The 20379-nt window shown below is 56.6% G+C and carries 19 protein-coding genes; 15 read left to right on the forward strand and 4 right to left on the reverse strand.

Annotated elements, in window-relative coordinates; all coding sequences use genetic code 11:
• Positions 1-47 precede the first annotated feature (47 nt).
• From LNA76_RS00855 to LNA76_RS00900, 10 genes are all read left to right on the forward strand, one after another.
• Positions 48-1382 (forward strand): type II and III secretion system protein family protein, encoded by a 1335-nt coding sequence (locus LNA76_RS00855; RefSeq protein ID WP_094197399.1) that lies wholly within the window; start codon positions 48-50, stop codon positions 1380-1382.
• Between the two features lie 17 nt (positions 1383-1399).
• Complete coding sequence (locus tag LNA76_RS00860; protein WP_230017650.1) at positions 1400-2677, forward strand: AAA family ATPase; 1278 nt, start codon at positions 1400-1402, stop codon at positions 2675-2677.
• Positions 2678-2704: 27 nt separating this feature from the next.
• Positions 2705-4039, forward strand: a complete 1335-nt coding sequence (locus LNA76_RS00865) for a CpaF family protein (RefSeq protein ID WP_094197398.1) — start codon at positions 2705-2707, stop codon at positions 4037-4039.
• Positions 4040-4963, forward strand: coding sequence for a type II secretion system F family protein (locus LNA76_RS00870; RefSeq protein WP_230017652.1), 924 nt, complete (start codon positions 4040-4042; stop codon positions 4961-4963). It begins immediately after the preceding gene.
• Positions 4964-4972: 9 nt separating this feature from the next.
• Entirely contained in the window at positions 4973-5953 is a 981-nt protein-coding gene (locus LNA76_RS00875; protein ID WP_108727800.1) for a type II secretion system F family protein, read from the forward strand.
• 5 nt (positions 5954-5958) lie between these two features.
• A complete protein-coding gene (locus LNA76_RS00880; protein WP_230017654.1) occupies positions 5959-6957 on the forward strand; it encodes a tetratricopeptide repeat protein in 999 nt (332 codons plus the stop codon).
• A gap of 25 nt (positions 6958-6982) precedes the next feature.
• A complete protein-coding gene (locus LNA76_RS00885; protein WP_230017656.1) occupies positions 6983-7465 on the forward strand; it encodes a DUF3613 domain-containing protein in 483 nt (160 codons plus the stop codon).
• A 33-nt stretch (positions 7466-7498) separates the two neighbouring features.
• Complete coding sequence (locus LNA76_RS00890; protein WP_230017658.1) at positions 7499-9571, forward strand: pilus assembly protein TadG-related protein; 2073 nt, start codon at positions 7499-7501, stop codon at positions 9569-9571.
• Between the two features lie 20 nt (positions 9572-9591).
• A complete protein-coding gene (locus tag LNA76_RS00895) occupies positions 9592-10995 on the forward strand; it encodes a sigma 54-interacting transcriptional regulator (RefSeq protein WP_094197392.1) in 1404 nt (467 codons plus the stop codon).
• 136 nt (positions 10996-11131) lie between these two features.
• Positions 11132-11770, forward strand: a complete 639-nt coding sequence (locus LNA76_RS00900; RefSeq protein WP_094197391.1) for a DUF2968 domain-containing protein — start codon at positions 11132-11134, stop codon at positions 11768-11770.
• Positions 11771-11926: 156 nt separating this feature from the next.
• Here LNA76_RS00900 and LNA76_RS00905 read toward each other — a convergent pair whose 3' ends face one another.
• From LNA76_RS00905 to LNA76_RS00915, 3 genes are read right to left on the reverse strand one after another with little or no spacing between them, the layout of a single operon-like run.
• Positions 11927-13099: a vWA domain-containing protein gene (locus tag LNA76_RS00905; protein ID WP_094197390.1), complete on the reverse strand. Its 1173-nt coding sequence runs from the start codon at positions 13097-13099 to the stop codon at positions 11927-11929.
• On the reverse strand, positions 13089-13709 hold the full coding sequence (locus LNA76_RS00910) for a GNAT family N-acetyltransferase (protein ID WP_230017660.1): 621 nt from the start codon (positions 13707-13709) through the stop codon (positions 13089-13091). Before LNA76_RS00910 ends, LNA76_RS00905 begins: the two co-directional genes overlap by 11 nt.
• A gap of 1 nt (position 13710) precedes the next feature.
• Entirely contained in the window at positions 13711-14568 is an 858-nt protein-coding gene (locus LNA76_RS00915) for an AAA family ATPase (RefSeq protein ID WP_230017662.1), read from the reverse strand.
• 217 nt (positions 14569-14785) lie between these two features.
• Between LNA76_RS00915 and LNA76_RS00920 the strand changes: the two genes are divergently transcribed.
• Together LNA76_RS00920 and LNA76_RS00925 are read left to right on the forward strand one after the other, a co-directional pair.
• Complete coding sequence (locus LNA76_RS00920) at positions 14786-15142, forward strand: c-type cytochrome (RefSeq protein ID WP_108727795.1); 357 nt, start codon at positions 14786-14788, stop codon at positions 15140-15142.
• A 16-nt stretch (positions 15143-15158) separates the two neighbouring features.
• Positions 15159-15527: a c-type cytochrome gene (locus LNA76_RS00925; RefSeq protein WP_121739368.1), complete on the forward strand. Its 369-nt coding sequence runs from the start codon at positions 15159-15161 to the stop codon at positions 15525-15527.
• Between the two features lie 14 nt (positions 15528-15541).
• Here LNA76_RS00925 and LNA76_RS00930 read toward each other — a convergent pair whose 3' ends face one another.
• Entirely contained in the window at positions 15542-15970 is a 429-nt protein-coding gene (locus LNA76_RS00930) for a DUF1841 family protein (protein WP_094197385.1), read from the reverse strand.
• Between the two features lie 267 nt (positions 15971-16237).
• On the opposite strand from LNA76_RS00930, the gene icd reads away from it, so the two are divergent.
• From icd to LNA76_RS00945, 3 genes are all read left to right on the forward strand, one after another.
• The gene (gene icd / locus LNA76_RS00935) at positions 16238-17494 is read left to right on the forward strand and encodes an NADP-dependent isocitrate dehydrogenase (RefSeq protein ID WP_042488358.1); all 1257 of its coding nucleotides are present in this window, start codon (positions 16238-16240) and stop codon (positions 17492-17494) included.
• A gap of 309 nt (positions 17495-17803) precedes the next feature.
• Positions 17804-19039: an acyl-CoA dehydrogenase gene (locus LNA76_RS00940; protein ID WP_230017664.1), complete on the forward strand. Its 1236-nt coding sequence runs from the start codon at positions 17804-17806 to the stop codon at positions 19037-19039.
• A gap of 3 nt (positions 19040-19042) precedes the next feature.
• The gene (locus tag LNA76_RS00945) at positions 19043-20377 is read left to right on the forward strand and encodes a carboxylesterase family protein (RefSeq protein ID WP_230017666.1); all 1335 of its coding nucleotides are present in this window, start codon (positions 19043-19045) and stop codon (positions 20375-20377) included.
• Positions 20378-20379: the final 2 nt, after the last annotated feature.

Genomic DNA, 20379 nt, shown 5'->3' on the forward strand with positions numbered 1-20379 from the left:
CTGTGGGGGCTGACGGGAAGCGACGCAAGGCAGCATGGATTAAACACATGAGACAGAAAATCAAAAAAGCGGGTCTGGGTTTGGGGTGCTGGTACGCGCTCTGCTTGTTGGGTCTGGCACCGATTCCAGCCATGGCACAAACGACGCAGACCAGCGCCAGCCAGAAGGTGATTCGCCTGGTCGCTAACGATCAGGATGTTTTGCGCTTGTCGCAAGTGCCGCAGCGTGTGGCGATCAGCGATGAAAGTGTGGCGGATGTGCAGATCCTGTCTGCGTCGGCCGGACAGCGGGGCGAGGTTCTGCTGATTGGCAAGCGCGCAGGCACAGCGGATTTGCGTGTCTGGATGCCGGGTCGCACCAACCCGGATCGCTGGACTATTGAAGTGACCAGCCAGGTGCAGCAGCAACTGGCGCAATCGGGCAGCCCTCTGTCGGCACAGATCTCCAGTGCCGGGCAGCAGTCCTTGATTACGGGGAGTAGTCCGTCTTTGCTGGATCATCAAAATGCCATGGCCGCAGCACGTTCTGGCTCCGGCCCGGATGCGGATGTGCTGGACCTGTCCGAGGTCAGCACCAGTGGCATGGTGCAGGTAGAAGTCAAAGTGGTGGAGGTTTCCCGTGAAGTGATGAAGGACATCGGCCTGAGTGCCAATGCCATTGGCGGTAAACCCTGGTCGGGCGGGGTGAACTTGCTGCCTCAGGCTTTAAGCGGCGGTTTGAGTCTGGCGTATAACTCGCGCAACTTTAGTGCGGCCTTGAATCTGCTGGAACAAAATGGCTTGGCCCGTGTGCTGGCCGAGCCGACTTTGGTCGCCATGTCCGGCCATAGCGCCAGCTTTCTGTCCGGTGGCGAAATCCCTATCCCCAGCTCGGGCGGTTTGGGAACGACCACGGTGGAATACAAGCCTTTCGGGATTGGTTTGACGGTGACGCCAACCGTGCTGTCTCCCGAACGTATTGCCTTGAAGGTTGCCCCGGAAGCCAGTGATCTGGATTACTCACGTGTGGTGGAAATGCCCGGTGGCGGCGTGATGCCTTCCCTGCGCACCCGCCGTGCCGATACCACGATCGAGCTGGGTGATGGCCAGAGCTACATCATCAGTGGCCTGGTGTCGCGCCAAACCGCAGCCGCCGTCAAAAAGATCCCCTTCCTGGGTGATCTGCCGATTCTGGGCAGTTTTTTCCGCAACGTGCAGTACAGCCAGAAAGAGCTGGAACTGGTCATTGTCGTCACGCCCCGTCTGATCAAACCTATCCAGAAAGGTGCCACGATTGCCTTGCCGGGTGGTCGTCAGGAAAAGCTGGATGACGCACCCAATGCCTGGGGCTACTTCTTGCTGGGCCGTCATGGTTACGAGCAGATGCCAGGGTTTTCGCGCTAAGCGCGTGGAGTGGTGACGTGCAACGATATCGGGAATATCTCTTGTGTACAGAGCACCCCGAGCTGGCTGTGATGATCAATACGGCAGCCGCCGGCTTGCTGACGGTAAGGGCGATTGAGCCCACGACCGAGAGTTTGCGCCGGGAGTTGGCCAAGCAAGCAGAACCTTTGGTGTTTTTTGACTTTGTGCATGGACAGCATGGGGATGAAAACGGACCGGTCATGACTTTGGTGCGCGGCCTGGCCCGACTCGATGCCAGTGTGCAGCGTGTGGCGGTGGGACGGGCCTCGGTGCCGCAGGGGCCTGTGAATGCCTTGCGTGCGGGTGCCAATGAGTTCCTGAACCTGGATACGACTGAAGACCTGCATCATCAGTTGCAGGTGCTGATAGAAAAACTGGGGCAGGCCCAGCATAGCCCTTTGCTGGACAAGCCTTTTCGCAGTGTCTTGTTGATGGGCGCGCGTATTGGCGTCGGTTGCAGCACCGCCGCCAGCAGTCTGGCCTGGCTCTTGCAGCAAGAGATGAATCGCGTGGGCAAGGAAGTTCGCGGTGTGTCTTCGGCCAAGCCTTTACCGATTGAGCTGGTGCCGCTGACCGAGCGGGTGGGTTTGCTGGATCTGGGAGCGCCTACCGGAGACTGTGCGTTGTACATGGGCTTGGGGTCGGATTTTGACTTTATTCAGGCCGCCTCGCAGCGTCATCGCATGGACGACACCATGCTGCACTCGGCGCTGGCGCAGCACAGTAGCGGTTTGAACCTGCTGTCTTTGCCCGCCGATGTGAACACCTTGAATCAGATCAGTCTGGAGGATTCGCTGGGCCTGTGCAGTTATTTGCGTGAACGCATGGGCTGTCTGGTCATTGATGCCGGTGGCTTTCCTAATCCGCGTTTTCTGGTGGAACTGGAGTCGCTGGTGGACGAGGTGCTGGTGGTAACCGACCAAAGTATGGGAGCGCTGGTATCCCTGGCGGAATTCATGGCTGTGCGTGCGCAGTTCGATGCGCTGGCCAATGTGCGTCTGGTGGTCAATCAGTTTGATCCGGCTTACGGCTTTTCGGGGCAAGCCATTGCAGAGCGCTTTGGCCTGGAACTGGCAGCCGTTCTACCGGATCGGCGTCTTGGGCATATGCGCAGCGCCGGGTTGGGCAAGATTTTGGTGCAAGTGGATGAGAAGGACCCGTATACCCGTGCCTTGCAAAGTCTGGCATCGGGGCTGACGGGACGCAGGCAGGGGCTGTCACAAAACAAGGTCAGTTCGGTTTTGGGACGGTTGAAATTCAGGTTCGGGGGCTGAACAGGCCCAAGCATGGAAAAGTAAAGCATGAACAATACTTCATTGCTCGGTGGTCGTCCCGACCTGATTCAGGTTCGGGAACAGGCCCATGAACATTTGCTGGCTCGCATCGAGGAGTTGGGAGCCGAGTTTGGCCGATGGACACGGCAGGCCATTCAGGATTTTGTGGGTATCGAATTAGCCAGCTTTGTGCGTTTGAAGCGGGTGCCTGTCAACGAACAGGAAGTGCGCGAGATCGTGCAGGCGCTGACTCGTGAACTGGCGGGTTTGGGGCCTTTGGAGGATCTGCTGGAAGACCCTGGGGTCGAAGATATTCTGATCAACGGCTACGACAAGCTGTTTGTGTCGCGTGGTGGCGTTCTGGGGCGTGAACCCAGCGGCTTTACCGACGATCAGCATGTGCTGCGCATTGTGCGTCGTATTTTGGCTCCGCTGGGACGCAGGTTGGACGAGTCGGTTCCGATGGTCGATGCCCGTTTGCCCGATGGTGGTCGCCTGAACGTGGTCATTCACCCCTTGGCGGTGGATGGCCCCATGGTCTCCATCCGCAAGTTCCGCAAGGATCCGCTCAAACCGGAAGACTTGCTGCGCCTGGGGGCCTTTGACGAACCGGTTGACCGCTTGCTGCAAGCGGCCGTGGCTTCGCGTTGCAATATTTTGATTTCTGGCGGGACCAGCTCGGGCAAGACCTCTTTGCTAAATGCGCTGGCCTTTTACATCCCCAAGACCGAGCGCGTTGTCACAGTAGAGGATACCGCCGAACTGGCCTTGAACCACCCGCATGTGGTGCGTCTGGAAGCGCGTCAGGCAGGATATGACGGCAGTGGCGAGATTTCGATTCGTGAACTGTTGCGTAACAGCTTGCGTATGCGTCCTGACCGGGTGGTGGTGGGTGAGGTGCGAGGTGCCGAAGTCATCGACATGCTGCAGGCCATGAACACCGGCCATGAAGGTTCCATGGCCACAATTCACGCCAACTCGCCGCGTGAATGTGTGTATCGAGTGGAAATGCTGGCCGGTTTTGCGGGTTTCCAGGGTAGTGAAGACAGCTTGCGCCGGCAGATTGCCAGTGCGCTGGACTTCATTATTCAGATTGGTCGCTTGCCCAACGGCAAGCGCCGGGTGCTGTCTATTACCGAAGTGACCGGCATGGGCGATGGCGTGATTGCCATGCAAGAGCTGTATCGCCACGAATCCTATGTGCTGGACGATGGCACCGAACAGGATCGTTGGGTCAGCCTGGGCATTCATCCGCATACCCGCAAGTTGCTGCAGTATCGCGACCAACTGGCTAACGAGCAAGTTCAGGCCCAGGAAAACACGCCTAAAGAAGGCGGTGGTTTTTGGGATTGGAGACGCTAAATGATGGCGTTGTATATCGCTTTGGCGGCTGTGATTTTAATGCTGGGGGCGTTGCTGCTTTGGGCCAAAGGTGCCCAGCACCAGCAGGCACAGCGTTCAGCCCACGTTCTGGAGCAGCAGTTGGCTTTGCGCCCGGCGGTACAGAGCAGCGTACGGGCACAGCCCGGCACCCAGGATGCCTGGTTGGGCGCACCGAAAGGGTGGCGTGAGTTCATGCTGCGCACCGGGATTCGGCCCTCGCAGCGTTTTTATCTGACCCTTTTGCTGTGCATCGTGGTGCCGCCTGCTGTCTTGCTGGTGCTGGTTGGCCCTGTGGCGGGGGGCGCCATGCTGCTTGCGACGGTGCTGGGAGCCTATACCTTTTTGTGGTTTCGCAGCGATAAGCGTCACCGCAAAATCGTTTCGCAGATTCCGGACTTTCTGGATCTGATGGTTCGCTTGATCACCATCGGTAACAGTATGGGCGCGGCCTTTTTAAGTGCGGCTGACAACACGCCGCAACCTTTGGGCCAGGTGTTGCAGGATGCCAACTCCCTGCATCGGTCTGGTCAGGATCTGGATGTGGCCTTGCGTGCGGTGTCGCGCCAACACGGCTTGCATGAGCTGTTTTTGGTGGCTGCCGTTATCAGCGTAGCGATGCGTTTTGGTGGCCGTAGTGACCAGACCATGGAACGTATGGCGGGTTTCATGCGTGACCGGGAAAATGCGCGCAGTGAGCTGGTCGCCTTGTCGGCTGAAGTACGCCTGTCCGCCTGGATTTTGGCTTTATTGCCGATCCTGATCGGGGTCTACATTCTGATTTTCAATAACGAGCTGTTCCTGACGATGTGGAATGACCCGGTGGGTTTTCGCATGCTGTTGTTCGCAGCAGTCCTGCAGTGTGTGGGTTGTTATTGGCTGTATTGGATGGCACGCAATGTCTAGGAGCAAGACATGATGGCCTTGGAAGCACAAACCGTTCTGGTCTGGGGAGCCGTGGCTTGCGCATTGGCAGGCTTGATTCTGTTTGCTTTGTGGTTTCACCACCATTGGCAGCAGCGTCAGCAAGCCACGCGTTTAAGCCAGGTCGTTGATGAACGCCTGAAAGGTGCAGCGCATACGTCGCAGGCGCCTAGCCAGTCTCGTCAAACGGTGGAACAGATCAAGATGCAGGCAGGCAGTTTGGGGGAGCGTTGGCTTAAAGGGCGCTTCGGATCCAGCCTGCTTAGTGAAGAAGATCGCGTGCTCGTCATGAATGCTGGCTTCAAGCATATTGATGTGGCGCGGCAGTATTTCGTCTTGAGTCGAGTCGGCCTGAGCATTTTCCTGATCATCTTGTTCAGCTTGCTGCCCATGACGCGCAGGCTAAATGAGTATGTGCCGTTTGTGTCCGTGTTCATTGGTTTTGCCCTGGGCTGGATGTTACCCAAATGGTGGCTGGTACGCCGCGTCTCGCAGCGTCGTCTGCGTATCGCTGCCGAGCTGCCTTTGTTTGTGGACTTGCTGCGTTTGTTGCAAGGCGTGGGCCTGTCCATGGACCAGACCTTGCACACCATCGAGCGTGAATTTCATGACGTGATTCCCGTTATGGGTTCCGAGCTGACCATTGCGGTCGAGCAATACGCCCGTGGCCGTACTCGTGAGCAGTCTTTGGAGCGGATTGCCAGCGGCTTTACCAACGAGGATCTGGCCGTCATCTGCCGCCTGATTGTGCAGGTGGATCAGCACGGCGGTGCCATGCAAGAACCCTTGCACCGCTTCGGTGTGCGCTTGCGCGAGCAGCGTCGTCTGGAGCTGAAGGCCAAAGTGGGCAAATTGACGGTGAAGATGACGGGCGTCATGGTGCTGACTTTGCTGCCTGCCTTGTTGATTATTACTGCAGGGTCGGGTTTTCTGGCCTTGTTCCGTGGCTTGAGCCAAGTGGCCGGAGGATGATTTTAATGAAAACGTCGACATGGATTCGTCCCGTAATGCGCTGGGCTGCACTGGGTTTGGGCAGTACCTTGCTGGTGGCGTGCTCCACCACGGATTCTGCTTACGAGCTGGTGCGTCAGCAACAGGAGCAGGAAGCCTTTTTGCAGAGCAAAGAGATTGAGCACTGGGAAAAGCGCAAGCCCACCGACAAGCAGATGGCGGTACGCATGCTGCAAGAGACGCAGAAGCAGGGACGTTACTTTGCGTCCCTGGCCTATGCCGAGGCCATGGAAAAAGAATACGGCACCGATCCAGAGGTCATGGTGTTGCGGGCCGAGGCGCAGCGTCAAACCGGGCAGTTGGAACAAGCCGCGCATACGTTTAAGGCTCTGTTGAATACGCCAGTGGCCGGGAGGGCCTATCAAGGCTTGGGTTTGATCGCTGGTTCGCAAGAGCACTTTGATCAGGCCGCCCATTTTCTGAAACAGTCCGCTCAGCAAGACCCTACGAACGCGATTGTCCAAAGCGATCTGGCCTATGCCTACTTGCGTTCCGGCCGCCCCCAGGAAGCACGTCTGGCCTTGGGCAAGGCCGCAGAACTGGCCCCGGACAATCCCAAGATCTTGAGCAATATGGCCTTGTATCTGCTGGTTAGCCAGGAGACGCAACGCGCCGGTTTTGTGATGCAGCAGGCGGGTATGGACCCGGCAACCCAGCAAGCCATTGTGCAGATGGCCGAGCAAATTGGGCAGGAACTAGAGCAATTGCATGCGCGTCAGCAAATGCAGAAACACCAAGAGCTGCGCATGGCAGCGGCTGCAAAGCAAGAGCAGGCCAGAGCTCAGGCGGTGGCATTGAGCTCAGCCCCCTCGGTGGCAGTGGATCAAGTGGTCTTGAATCGATCCGTTCAGCCTCAGCGCCAGGTTGTGGCTCGTCCCGCCCCTGTTGTGGTTTCCTCCACGCAAGCGGGCTTGAACCGACCCTTGCTCGAGAGCCTGGGCCCTGTGTCCTCGTCAATGAATTGATTGCCGTTTTTTCAAGGATATCGCAATGAACCGATCCCGCATTTTGGCCTGCTGCACCTTGTTGATGGCCAGTAGTGCCTGGGCGCAGACACAAGCTCCACTGACTGGAACCATGGTTTCCGACACCCGCACGTACCCGGTCAACACCAGCCCGGCAGCAGCCAGCAATCAGGGTATGGATACACCGGTGGCTGCGGCGGCAACGCCGGCTGAACGCCAGCCTTATGAAAAGTACCGCTTGAGCGATGAGGAAGTACATCCTTGGCCTGAGGTGGAAGGCCTGCCTGTGCATGTGCAGAACGAGCGTCGCCATATCCCACCACGCATCGAGGTAGGCCCGGACACCCGCAGCCTACTTAGCATGCAGGCCGACCCGGACCGGGAAGGCAAGGTCTTGCCCGTGCACGGAGCCGCAGCCAATCTGGTGTGGGAGCGTTACTTGAATAGTTTCAAGCATCCCATTCCTGAGTACATGAAAGAACGCATCAAAACAAACAGTAGTGATTAAGCCTATAGGGCTGGAGCAGGCCAGGAGAGCGAGATGAAATGGGGAATAACTCGAACCCAAAACGAGCAGGCACACAAGCAGCAAGGTTCCATTATTGTGCCTGCGGCCGCAGCTTTGCTGGTGGGGCTGGTGCTGCTGGGGGCGGCGCACCTGGGACATAACTTCCATGTGAAGCGGGGGCTGCAAAACGCGGCTGACCTGGCTGCCTTGGCTGGGGCGCAGGCCCTGGGTTCTGGGGATGCACTGGGCTGCCAGCAAGGTGAGAACATGGCCAGGTTCAGCCTGCGTAGCCAGCCCGATTCGCCTGCGGCGGGTTTGACGGGCGATGGCGCCAAAGTCCTTTGTGGTCAATGGAACAGCAACCAAAGTGACCCGGCCCAGCGCTTCGTGCCCGCCTTGCCCGCTGACTCGGTGCGCGTCCACTTGAGTTATCAACCCCCTTCCTTGTTTCCCTTTTTCACCTCTTCGGTGATCGAAGCGGTTGCCACTGCCAAGAACAGCGAGCCGGTTGCGACCTTTTCCGTGGGCAGTCGATTGCTGTCCTTAAAACGCAATGGCCTGGTCTATAACCTGCTGCGCGGCGTAGGTCTGCGTCCGGATCAATTGACTGTGCTGGACTCAGCTGGTCTGGTCAATGCCAAGATTACGCCTTCCGGTTTGTTGAAAGCCCTGGGATTGCCTGCCACTGTCATTGCCGGTGTCGGAACGCCGCAGGAGTTGGCGCAACTGGAACAACTGACCTTGGCTGATTTGCTAAGTGCCAGTCTGGATTTGCTGGATCAGCAAAAAACACTGGGTCTGGATGTTGGCGCCTTACAGGACTATATTCGCTTGCTGCTGGGTGTCGGCCCCCTGGATTTGCCGATCAAGCTGCTGGGGGATGGCGGTATCTTGGCCCTGATCAATGGTGTGGATCCTCTGTCGGCCTTGAATGTGAATCTGGATGTGCTGCAATTGGTCAACACCGGTTTGGTGGTGGCCAATGGTCAGAACCTGATCGATCTGAACCTGACGGCGCTGCCAGCCGGTTTGACCGATATGTTCAATAATGCCCTGGATTTGCGAGTACGGATCGTAGAGCCGCCTAGTATTGCCATGGGCGGGGTAGGCACTAAAGCGAATTCGGCAGGTGTACGTGTTTATCTGAATCTGGATACCTCCAAGATTCCGCTGGCAGGCCCGATTTTGAAAATCCTGGGGACGGAAGTCAGCCTGCCGGTCATTATCGAATTGTCCCAGGCCTCTGGCGAACTGGTGAATATCTGCCGCGCTCCGATTGCCGAGAATCAGGCCACCATTGCGGTCAGTTCCTCCTTGGTGAACGTGTGTCTGGGCAAATTTCCGCATTCGGATTTCTTCTCGACCAGCAACAGTTGCAAGGATGAGTCCTTTGGGGATATTCAGCGTCACCGCATCATTAACGTGCTGGGTATTTTGCCCTTGACGGCCAAAGTGACCTTACCCCTGATTGATACCAAAGATCCGGTTCACGTGACGCTGACGGCACCTCCGGGCGAGCCTTCGGAAGCGACTGTCAATGCCACTCAACTGGACCTGTCCCGTAGTGTGCGTCTGCTCTCTGATGCCGTTCTTTCCGGCATTCTCGGTGATTTGTTGAACACCCCATGGAGCGGTGCATCCGGCAAGCGTCAGATGGCAGAAAGTCTGGTGGGGGATGGGGCAGGTCGATCAGTGTCGGCTGTTGTGAACGAGATGAACTGGTCCAAGGAACGCATGGATCAACTGGCCCGCACCATGAGCCAGAATGGCTTGATTGGTGTGCTGGGCGGAACCCTGGGCTTTGTCGATAATTTGCTGACAACCCTGCTGGGTGCGCCCTTGAGTGATCTGGCCTGCGTGATCGGTGGTATTGGTGGTCAACAAGCGATGCGCGAGTGCCGGACAGGAGCGGTAGAGGTGCTGGTCTTTAAAGACTCCAACCTGGTCGGTGCCGTATTAAGTCTGGTTGTCGCTTTGCTGGACCCTGTATTGCAAGGCTTGAGCGCGCTGCTGGAGGGGTTGCTAAAGCTGCTGGGCCTGAGTCTGGTCGAGGCTGATGTGAAACTTCACGATGTGCAGTGTGGTACTGCCTATCTGGTGCAATAGGGCGGGAGGCGAACACAGCAATGAGTGTCAGCTTTATGGGTAATGAACCTGTTTTATACGTCTGGGAGGGCAGCTCCGATCTGGTGACGCGCGCTGAGCGTGCCATGGAGCCCAGTTCGGTAGCGGTCATGCGCGTAGAGCCTTCCTTGGTGCTGGACGCCGAGCGTCATCCCACGCGTCATGCGGTTGCTCTGGTGTCTGTCAGTGTGATGGCCCAGGGGCGTTTTGAGCAGCACCAATGGCTGGTTGAGCATGCCATTCCGGTGATCTGGGTCGCTTCGGAGAACCGGGGCTATGACCCCCGTTTTTACCCGTCAGCGTACTCCTATACTTTGCCGCTTTCTTTCAGTCAGGCCGAGTTGCGTACTCTGGTTGCCAAGTTGGCCGGCTTGACCGCACAGGTCGAGCGTGAAGGGCAGGGTGGCCCTCAGCCATTAGTTGCCGTCTCGCCTGTGATGCGAGCCTTGATTGCTGAGGCGGATATGTACGCCGATAGCGGGGCCAGTGTGCTGATTCATGGCGAAACAGGCGTGGGTAAAGAGCGTATTGCCCAACTGTTGCACGAGCGCTCCTCACGTGCCCAAGGCCCTTTCGTTCCGGTGAACTGCGGGGCAGTGCCCGAGGGTTTGTTCGAGGCTCATTTCTTCGGCCATGCGAAAGGGGCCTTTACGGGCGCAATTGGCGCTCATAAAGGCTATTTCGAGCAGGCAGATCAAGGCACCCTGTTCCTGGACGAAATTGGGGATTTGCCCTTGCATCAACAGGTCAAACTACTGCGCGTTCTGGAGCAGCGCTGCGTGACGCGCTTGGGGTCGACGCAACAGATCCCGGTCGATTTTCGTATGGTCGCAGCCACCAATAAAAACCTCTTGGGTTTGGTGCAGCAGGGTCAGTTTCGCGCTGATCTGTATTACCGTCTGGCCGTGGTTGAGCTGCTGATTCCGAACCTGGAGCAGCGCGGCTCTCAGGAAAAGATCGCTATTTTCTGCGCCTTGCTGGAACAGGCGCTGGAGTGTGACGTTGAAGATATTCCGCAATGGGTGCTGGATGCCGTAGGCAACATGCGCTTTAACGGTAATGTGCGGGAACTGGCTAATCTGGTTGAACGTGTTGCTGTCATGAGTAAACAGTTCGGTGCCTGGGAGTCGGTACAACTGCGGCAAGTGCTGGAACGCTTTAACGCCCCGGTGATGGCTCCGGCCATGGCTTTGCCTGAAGGGGCGCCTATTTTGGAGCGGCCCGAGCCGGTCATCAGTCTGAGTGCGCAGGAGCAGGAGGAGCGCGCTCGCATTATCAATGTTCTGGATACGCAGAACTGGCGACGCCAGGATACGGCTGCTGTATTAGGAATTTCTCGCAAAGTCTTGTGGGAAAAGATGCGCAAATTCAACATAAAGGCACAAGATGCGACAACGCGCGTTTAGAATACGGGCTGATTCTGTGTATCAAGCTAAACACAAAAAAATGGATTATCAAGGGATGGGTATGGTGAACCTTAGTCAGAAGACGGCGGCGTTGCTGTCCTTGGGAGGACTTTTTTTATTGTCAGGGTGCAGCTCGATGTCTTTGGTGCAGGAGCCAGAGCGGCCTGTAGTGGCGCAAACTCAAGAGCAAGATGTCCAGGAAGTGGCGCCTGTCGCTTCGCCGGAAGTGGCCCCTACACCGGCACCGGCGCCTGCCTATCAGAACACCACTGTGGCCCAGTTGCAGCAGTTGATTCAGGCGCGTGCCGTCCAAGAGCTGCGTACTGCCTATAACGGTCGTTTTGGTGCCAGCTTGCTGTTCTCTGCCGAGAGCATGACGTATTACGTGGCCCTGTTTCAGCAGCGTGAATTCTGGCGTGTGTTCAAGACCACCGACGAATCCCTGGCCGAGCGTATGTACACCCAGTACCGTCAGGACACAGTAGACTATGCCGCCGCTGATCTGGAGCGCATCAAGCTGCAGGCCGAAGTGGCTGATGCTGAAAAGAAATTGAATGAAAGCGCGGACCAGTTGACTGTTTTGCAAAACGATCTGGCTTTGCAGCGTCAGCAAGAAGCTTTGGCCATCGCCCAGCGTGAAGAGTCCCGCCGTGAAGCTCAGGCTCTGGCCGAGCAGGAACGTGAAGCCCGTGAGCAGCTGCGTGAATTGCAGCGTCAGATCAATGAGTTGGAGAAGCAGCGCGCTGGGATGTTGCAGCGTCAGAAAGGGCGTTGATGGCTTGAAAAGCGTGATGAAAAACCCGCAGCAGTTTTGTGACTGTGCGGGTTTTTTTTATGTCTGAAGGGAAAGCGCCCTTGGCTGACCTTATGCCCTTGTCTTTGGCGCCTCGGGTGTTGATTTCCTGTCCGTCGTCGAACAGAAGGTGGTTGTTTAGCGCGACAAGTAACGCATCGCCTCTTCCAGCCCTGCGCTGGTAACGGGGTACATATGGTCGGACATCAGGTTCTGAATGATGGCGATGGATTGTCGATACGGCCAATAAGCCTGCGGTTCCGGGTTGAGCCAGGCAATACGTGGCCAGTGATCGTTCAGGCGTTGCAGCCAGGCCGCACCAGTTTCCTTGTTGTAGTGCTCAACAGAACCACCTGGAGCCATGATCTCGTAAGGACTCATGGTGGCATCGCCCACGATAATGATGCGCCAGTCCTCGTTGTACTTGCGCAGCAAATCCCAGGTATCCAGCCTCTCGCTTTGACGGCGAGCATTGTTCCGCCAGACTGATTCATACACGCAGTTATGGAAGTAATACGCTTCCAGGTGCTTGAATTCAGAGCGTGCAGCCGAGAACAGGGATTCTACCTGGGCGATGTGGTCATCCATGCTGCCGCCAATATCCAGCAGCATCAGCACATTGACCCGGTTTTGTCGCTCGGCCTGCATGTGTAGATCCAGCATGCCGGCATTGCGAGCTGTCTCGCGTATGGTGCTGTCCAGATCCAGCTCGGTGGGGGCGCCCTGGCGGGCAAAGCGGCGCAGGCGTCGCAACGCCATTTTGAAGTTGCGTGTGCCCAGCTCTTGCTGGTCGTCGTAATCCACGAACTCGCGCTTTTCCCAGACCTTGATGGCGGTACGGTTTCCTGCAGAGGGGCCGCCGATACGGATCCCTTCGGGGTGATAGCCACCATGTCCAAACGGTGAGGAGCCACCCGTGCCAATCCATTTGCTGCCGCCCGCATGTCGCCCTTGCTGTTCGTTCAGACGTTCCTTGAACATCTCCAGCAGTTTTTCCAGGCCATGCTTTTCCAATGCAGCTTTCTGTTCAGGCGTCAGGTTGCGGGTCAGTGTTTTGCGCAGCCAGTCTTCGGGCAAGGTCTTGTCCTTGGCCAGCGCCTCCAACTGTGGCTGATAGAACTCACCAAAGGCCAAATCAAAGCGGTCGTAAAGGGTTTCGTCCTTGATCAGCACCAGTCTGGACAGATGGTAAAAATCGTCCAGCGTGGGGGGCATGATCCCTTTGCACAATGCGTCCAGCAGCGTCAGGTGTTCCTGAATGGAAACCGGCAGGCCGCGCTCGCGCAGGTGGTAGAAGAAATCAAGCAACATGGCCGTGCTGCCTTAGTTTGTCCAGCAAGTGGGCGCGGACATCCGGCCACTCGCCTGCCATCAGGCTGTAGAACAGGGTGTCGCGTATCGTGCCGTCGCGGCGCATAGCATGGTGGCGAACTCGTCCGTCGAAACGAGCTCCCAGGCGGGTGATGGCTTGCTGGGATTTGAAGTTCAGGTGGTCGGTACGCCAGCCTACGACGCCAGCTCCCAAGGTCTCGAAAGCATGTTGCAGCAAGAGCAGCTTGGTCGCGGTATTGACGTGGCTGCGCTGGGCGCTGCGAGCATACCAGGTGTAGCCGATTTCCAGGCGGCCCACTGGCGCAATAATGTCGTGATAACGCGTGGTGCCGACAGCTTGGTCTGTGCTCAGGTCCCATACCAGAAAGGGCAGCATATGGCCCTGTTCCAGACCGTCCAGAGCTTTGTTGACATAGTCCTGGGTCTGGCCGGGGGCGGGGACGCTGGTCACACGCACATTCCAAAGTTCGCCATCGGCCGCAGCCGCTTCCAGCAATTTCACATGCGCCAGTTGCAAAGGCTCCAGACGCACGCCCCAACCTTGCAGCGTCAAGGGAGCGATGGGTTGGGAAAAAGCGCTTGTCTGCATATCAGCTCCGGCGCTGGCTGCGTTGGCTCATGGCGGCCAGACGCTGCATCAAGGACAAGTCTTGTTCGTTTTTCAGCAAGGCACCGACCATGGGGGGCAGGCCTTCATCCAGCTCATGCAGGGCATCGGCCGGAATGTCGTTAGCCAGTAGCAGACGCAGCCAGTCCAGAAATTCCGAGGTGGAGGGTTTTTTCTTCAGGCCAGGGACATCGCGCAGGGCAAAGAAGGTATCCAGGGCGCTGGACAGGATGTCGCTGCGCAGGTTGGGATAGTGCACGGCCACAATCTGTTCCATGGTCTCGCGCTCTGGGAAGCGGATGTAATGAAAGAAACAGCGGCGCAGGAAGGCGTCAGGCAGATCTTTTTCGTTATTGGACGTGATGATGATCAATGGGCGGTGGCGCGCCTTGACGGTCTGGCGAGTCTCATAGACATGAAACTCCATGCGGTCCAGTTCCTGCAGCAAGTCATTGGGGAACTCGATATCGGCCTTGTCGATTTCGTCGATCAGAACGACAGTAGGCTCCTCGGACTCAAAGGCTTGCCACAAGGTGCCTTGCACAATGTAGTTGCCGATATCGTGGACTTTCTCATCGCCCAATTGGGAGTCGCGCAGACGCGAGACCGCGTCATATTCATACAGACCCTGATGCGCCTTGGTGGTGGACTTGATATGCCATTGCAGCAGGGGGCGTCCCAGGGCACGGGCCACTTCCAGGGCGAGCAGTGTCTTGCCGGTACCCGGCTCGCCTTTGATCAGCAAAGGACGTTGTAGCGTCAAAGCGGCGTTGACGGCCAGCTTCAAATCATCGGTGGCAACGTACTGGTCGGTGCCTTCAAAACGGGTCGTAGTAGTCATAAATCGGCTCAAACTTGTACTTAAAATGTTGATCTGTCAAGAATAGAAACTCGGGTATAAATACTAGTATCAGTCATCCTTGGCAATTATCATACAATCGTCTCAGTACTCGTCGGTCAGCATCACAGAGCCAGGTGTCGCGTTGATTCACCTTTTGCTGCAATAGACGCAGAGCCTGACCCGGACCGTTTTCAACTCCACGACAAAGCGAATAGCGATGATGAAGTTGCAAATGAAGCGGTGTGTCTCTTTCTTTCTTCTGGCCTCCAGCTCCTGTCTGCCCTGGGCAGCCCAGGCGCAGGATTCCGAGCCGATCAAGGCCAATCCCGAGGCGGCGCGCGACAAGATCTCCATGTGTATAGGCTGTCATGGCTTGCCCGGTTACAAGGCCAGCTTTCCCGAGGTCTATCACGTTCCCATGATTGCCGGGCAGGGTGCTGCGTATATAGAAGCGGCGCTCAAGGAGTATGCCAGCGGTGCTCGAACCTTCCCCACCATGCAAGCCATTGCGCTGAGCTTGTCCGAACAGGACATGGCGGACATTGCCGCGTATTACGCGGGCAACAAACCTTAAGGACGGGGAGGTACGTATGAGAAAAACAGTCTTACTGGTGGCAATGGGGCTGATGGTCGCAGGGGGCGGTCAGGCAATGGCTGCTGACGATTTGGTCAATGCAGGCGGACAAGCCTGGAAGAACCTGAATTGTGCCTCCTGTCATGGCGAGGATGCGAAAACGCCCTTGAATCCGGAGTATCCCATTCTGGCTGGCCAGCATGCGGATTATTTACGTCAGGCCTTGATGGCGTACAAGCGTGGGCAGGCCGGAGCGCCGGCAACGTCCAATATTCGCAAGAACGCGATCATGGGAGCGATGGCCAACACCATGAGCCAAGCGGATATTGACAGTATTTCCGTGTGGCTGTCGCGTCAGCCCGGCCCGTTAAGCCATAGGAAGTAAAGCAGCTTGCGGCGTTAGTCGCGCGTGCTGTGGCGCAAAATCAATTCGATATAGCGCTCATTGTTTAGCGGCGTGCCCAGACGTTGTGCTTCCCAGATCACCTCGCCCAGTGCCTCCATGATGATGTGCGCTGCGGCATGCTGATCGTGCTTGGTCAATAAGCGCTGATATGCTGCCTTGATGCCCGGAGGCTGGTCAATCGACAGTTGCTCATTGATGGCCAGATGCATGGATAGGTGCAAGAAAGGGTTACTGCGTCCTTGCTCCACGGAATAGTCCTGACTGACGGCATCGGCGTTGCGTAAATCGTCGTGGTACTCGGGGTGCTGCTGTACCAGATCCACTGCCATGGTCTCTAGAGCGGTCAGCAGATGACCACTTTGGTGTTTGTCCCAAGCTTCAATGAAAAATTGGCGAACCTGCTCGCGAGAGGGGTTGAACATGGTGGAGTCGAGAAAAAAATGGTCAGAAAATGCGAATCTTTGGCGCGCATTTTACGGGAAACGGTGAGAATGACTGGCTGGTACAAGCCACCATCGGGGCCGTGTAGAATAGATAAGTTGTCAAGAATGCAAGCATTTTTGACAAGCTTTGAGTTTACAGGTGCCTGAATACGCGCGAATTAAGTTAAACTCTTATATAAGACTTCGGAAACGCAAAAGCGTTCCGTGTTTAGCTATCCCTAATATTGGAGCACAACTGGAGCATCCATGTCCTATCAGCATATCAAGATCCCCGCGTCGGGGCAGAAAATTACAGTTAACGCGGATTTTTCCCTGAATGTTCCCGATCAACCCATTATTCCCTACATCGAGGGTGATGGTACGGGCGTGGATATTTCGCCAGTCATGATCAAAGTGGTCGATGCTGCGGTTGCCAAAGCGTATGGCGGCAAGCGCAAGATCGAATGGATGGAAGTGTTCGCCGGTGAAAAATCCACCAAGGTGTACGGTTCCGACGTGTGGCTGCCAGAAGAAACACTGGATGCCGTTAAAGACTACGTCGTGTCCATCAAAGGTCCTCTGACCACTCCCGTTGGCGGTGGCATCCGTTCCCTGAACGTGGCCCTGCGTCAGCAACTGGACCTGTACGTCTGCCTGCGCCCCGTGCGCTACTTCAAGGGTGTTCCTTCGCCTGTGCGTGAGCCAGAAAAGACCGAAATGGTCATTTTCCGCGAGAACTCCGAAGACATTTACGCCGGTATCGAATTTGCTGCTGAGTCCGAAAGCGCCAAGAAGCTGATCGATTTTCTGCAAACCACCCTGGGCGTGAACAAGATCCGCTTCCCCAATACTTCCGGTATTGGTGTCAAGCCTGTTTCCCGCGAAGGTACCGAGCGCCTGGTGCGCAAGGCCATCCAGTACGCTATCGACAACGATCGCTCTTCCGTGACCATCGTTCACAAGGGCAACATCATGAAGTTCACCGAAGGTGGCTTCCGTGATTGGGCTTACGAACTGGCTCAAAAAGAATTCGGCGCTGAATTGATCGACGGCGGCCCATGGTGCAAATTCAAGAATCCCAAGACCGGTCGCGAGATCATCGTCAAGGATTCGATTGCTGACGCCTTCTTGCAACAGATCCTGCTGCGTCCTGCCGAGTACGACGTTATCGCCACACTGAACCTGAACGGCGATTACATCTCCGACGCTCTGGCTGCTCAAGTGGGTGGTATTGGTATCGCTCCCGGCGCCAACCTGTCGGACTCCGTGGCCATGTTCGAAGCTACCCACGGTACTGCTCCCAAGTACGCTGGCAAAGACTACGTGAACCCAGGTTCGCTGATTTTGTCCGCTGAAATGATGCTGCGTCACATGGGCTGGACCGAAGCTGCTGATCTGATCATTTCCAGCATGGAAAAATCCATCACCTCGCGTAAAGTGACTTATGACTTTGCCCGTCTGATGGAAGGCGCTACTCAAGTGTCCTGCTCCGGTTTTGGCGATGTCATGATCGAAAACATGTAATGAAAACAGGCTGTTAAAGCCAGTTTTCTACATGAAAAACCGTCGACCTTCGGGTCGGCGGTTTTTTTTCGCCTCATGCTTTGGCGGGCCGTTCCGCTCCTGTCTTTTTCTTCTATCATTACGCTCAAATTATTTTTGATCGTTAGTTTTATGCAATTAAAAATAAAAAGAAGGCGTGATTTTTACTAGGTGGAAACCCGAATAAACCCAATAAAACATGGGTTTTCGACTGTTTCCATAATTATTGATATTGCGATTAACTGACGATAGATATAAATTTGCTACATCAAATAATTCTAAGGAGCAGTTATGGCTATCACAGGAGCTACGTTGGTCGCCGAGCACGAGCGGATCACCGTTACTCAGGCCCCATCCCGTCAGGAGACAGAGGAGATTCTGGAACGTATCCATGAGATCGGTCCGCTGTTACGCGAGCTGGCCCCACAGGCTGACCGTAATCGCGTGTTGTCGGATGAGGCGGTTCAGGCTTTGGAGTCCACCGGGGCTTGGCGCATTTCGACCTTGAAGCGCTACGGCGGGTACGAGGGTGGCGCGGACATGCTCTTGCAGTGCGCCAGCGCCGTGGGCTATTACGATCCGGCAGCCGCCTGGTGTGTGGTGATCTCGAATGGTTCGGTCATGCTGGCCAACCGTTTTAGCGATGCGATGCTCGATGAGGTGTTTGCAGATGGCCCTATCCGTGCTGCGTCCATTTTTGCTCAACCGCAAGGCACGGCAAGGCCGGATGGCGATGGCTGGCGCATTACGGGCAAGTGGCCTTTTGCATCGAACAGCAACCATTCGGACTGGGCGCTGGGGATTCTGTTCATCAAGGAAAGCGAGCTGGTCGAGCCTACCGTGGGCTTTGTGTTGATGCGTCGTGATGAGTTTGAAATTCAGGACACCTGGTACACCATCGGTATGCGAGGGTCTGGCTCCAACACCATGGTGGCTGAAAACCTGTGGGTGCCCAAAGAGCGCTTGATCACGTTTCAGCAATTGATGGGGGATGTGCAGGAGCAAGATCCTTCGGCCACGTTTGGCCGTCGTTTGACGCCGCACCTGACCATGTCCACCTGCATTCAAGCGCCATCTTTGGGAGCGGCTCAAGCTGCCGTGGATTTCACCAGTGGCGTCAGTGGCAAGCGTGGCATTACCTATACCCATTACAAGAAACAGTCGGACTCGGGGGCGTTTGTGCAGAACTTGGGCTCGGCCAGTATCCAGATTGATGGCGCCCGTTTATTGTTGGAACGTGCTGCGGCGCAGATTGATGCGGCTGCCTCTGGCATAGTGCCCATGCCCTTGGAACTGCGTGCGCGTCATCGCGCCGGGATCGGCCATGCCGGACACGAACTGGTGGATGCGGTGAACAATCTTTGCTGGTTGCATGGCACCGCTTCGTTTGCGGAAAACAGCCCGCTGGGCCGGATGTGGCGCGATATTAATACCGGTACTCGCCATGCCTCGATTACCGCGCCCATGGGATACGAGCTGCACGGCAACGGCATGACCGGTACGCCTTATATTTCCAACAAGCTCTAAGCCATGACGGCGACATTGCTGATCAATGCGCCCTCGCGCCGTTGTCGTGCCGATGGCGTAGAGGTGCAGGCCTGGTATGGCCTGCGTTACGCCCAAGGCACGCATCGTTTTGAAGCGGCGCAGGCGGCGATGGGGCGGGTGGCAGCGACATCTCTGGATCAGGTGCCTTTATTTCCGCAGCGCCCCAGCCGCCTTGCTGCGGTCATGGGCGCAGGCAGTGCCAACCCCCAATCTGAAGATGCTTACTTTCTGAATGTGTGGGCGCCAGCCCAAGCGCAAGGTCTGCCTGTCGTCTTTTTTATCCACGGTGGTGCCTGGATGAGTGGCGGCGCCTCTTTGGACTGGTATGACGGCACCCGTTTGGCAGCGCAGGGCATGGTGGTCGTCAATGTGAATTATCGTCTGGGTGCCTTGGGGCACTTGGGTGATGCACAAGCGGACGACTTGCCTTTACCGGCAGCCGATTTGTTCTTGGCGCTGCAATGGGTGAAAGATCGCATCCACGCCTTTGGTGGCGACCCGGACAAGATCACCTTGATGGGGCAGTCGGCGGGTGGCTGGTACGCGCATTTGCTCAGTGTGCTGGAGTCCACGCGAGGCTGGATTGATCGCGTGGCTTTGCTCAGCATGGGGACGCGCACACCGTGGACGTCCGAGCAACAAAGAAAAACCACGGAGCGCGTGCGACAAAGCCTGGGCGATCAGTGGCTGATGGCGGATGTCGATACCTTGATGCAGCACGGCATGCTGGCCCTGGATAAAGAGCCGCCACGCTTGGCTCATGCTCCTTCGGCATTCTTGCCGGTGGCCAGTGCCGGGATGCCGCCGGATTTATTGAATCCTGACTGGGCGGCACAAACCTGCCATGCGCAGGCGGTGTATCTGCGTTGTACTGCCCAAGAGTCCTCCGTGTTCTTTTTTGATGTGCCTTTTCACCGGCAGGTTACGCAGGACCAAGTCGATCAGGCTTTGGGTGTATGGCCTGCGGAAGATTTACCCGCCAACCTGCTGCGAAACGGCGTGTATCAGGGAGCAGAGTCGGGCTTGACACCGTATCAGCAAGTTGTGGCGGCGTCTTCCTGGTTGCAGTTTCAGCGCTTTCCTACCCAGTATGCGGCTAGCCTGAAAGCAGCGGGGCGAGCTGTGGTGTGGAGTGACTTTACAGAGCAAAGCCCACTTGACGCGGTGTTCAGTGGGCATTGTTTTGATCTGCCGTTTCAGTTTGGCAACTTCCTGGCTTGGCAGGATGCCCCCATGATGCAGGGGGTAACGCAGGAGCGATTCGAGTGTGTTTCCCAGGACTTGAGGGGGGACATTGCCCGTTTTGTAGGGGCATGACT

Source organism: Alcaligenes sp. MMA, from assembly GCF_020907215.1.
GTDB classification, from domain to species: domain Bacteria; phylum Pseudomonadota; class Gammaproteobacteria; order Burkholderiales; family Burkholderiaceae_B; genus Alcaligenes; species Alcaligenes aquatilis.

What these genes read in the sequence shown, in the direction of transcription:
- LNA76_RS00855 (WP_094197399.1), top strand. Translation starts at nt 48, where the DNA reads ATGAGACAGAAAATCAAAAAAGCGGGTCTGGGTTTGGGGTGCTGGTAC.
- LNA76_RS00865 (WP_094197398.1), top strand. Translation starts at nt 2,705, where the DNA reads ATGAACAATACTTCATTGCTCGGTGGTCGTCCCGACCTGATTCAGGTT.
- LNA76_RS00870 (WP_230017652.1), top strand. Translation starts at nt 4,040, where the DNA reads ATGATGGCGTTGTATATCGCTTTGGCGGCTGTGATTTTAATGCTGGGG.
- LNA76_RS00875 (WP_108727800.1), top strand. Translation starts at nt 4,973, where the DNA reads ATGATGGCCTTGGAAGCACAAACCGTTCTGGTCTGGGGAGCCGTGGCT.
- LNA76_RS00880 (WP_230017654.1), top strand. Translation starts at nt 5,959, where the DNA reads ATGAAAACGTCGACATGGATTCGTCCCGTAATGCGCTGGGCTGCACTG.
- LNA76_RS00885 (WP_230017656.1), top strand. Translation starts at nt 6,983, where the DNA reads ATGAACCGATCCCGCATTTTGGCCTGCTGCACCTTGTTGATGGCCAGT.
- LNA76_RS00890 (WP_230017658.1), top strand. Translation starts at nt 7,499, where the DNA reads ATGAAATGGGGAATAACTCGAACCCAAAACGAGCAGGCACACAAGCAG.
- LNA76_RS00895 (WP_094197392.1), top strand. Translation starts at nt 9,592, where the DNA reads ATGAGTGTCAGCTTTATGGGTAATGAACCTGTTTTATACGTCTGGGAG.
- LNA76_RS00900 (WP_094197391.1), top strand. Translation starts at nt 11,132, where the DNA reads ATGTCTTTGGTGCAGGAGCCAGAGCGGCCTGTAGTGGCGCAAACTCAA.
- LNA76_RS00905 (WP_094197390.1), bottom strand. Translation starts at nt 13,099, where the DNA reads ATGTTGCTTGATTTCTTCTACCACCTGCGCGAGCGCGGCCTGCCGGTT.
- LNA76_RS00910 (WP_230017660.1), bottom strand. Translation starts at nt 13,709, where the DNA reads ATGCAGACAAGCGCTTTTTCCCAACCCATCGCTCCCTTGACGCTGCAA.
- LNA76_RS00915 (WP_230017662.1), bottom strand. Translation starts at nt 14,568, where the DNA reads ATGACTACTACGACCCGTTTTGAAGGCACCGACCAGTACGTTGCCACC.
- LNA76_RS00920 (WP_108727795.1), top strand. Translation starts at nt 14,786, where the DNA reads ATGATGAAGTTGCAAATGAAGCGGTGTGTCTCTTTCTTTCTTCTGGCC.
- LNA76_RS00925 (WP_121739368.1), top strand. Translation starts at nt 15,159, where the DNA reads ATGAGAAAAACAGTCTTACTGGTGGCAATGGGGCTGATGGTCGCAGGG.
- LNA76_RS00930 (WP_094197385.1), bottom strand. Translation starts at nt 15,970, where the DNA reads ATGTTCAACCCCTCTCGCGAGCAGGTTCGCCAATTTTTCATTGAAGCT.
- icd (WP_042488358.1), top strand. Translation starts at nt 16,238, where the DNA reads ATGTCCTATCAGCATATCAAGATCCCCGCGTCGGGGCAGAAAATTACA.
- LNA76_RS00940 (WP_230017664.1), top strand. Translation starts at nt 17,804, where the DNA reads ATGGCTATCACAGGAGCTACGTTGGTCGCCGAGCACGAGCGGATCACC.
- LNA76_RS00945 (WP_230017666.1), top strand. Translation starts at nt 19,043, where the DNA reads ATGACGGCGACATTGCTGATCAATGCGCCCTCGCGCCGTTGTCGTGCC.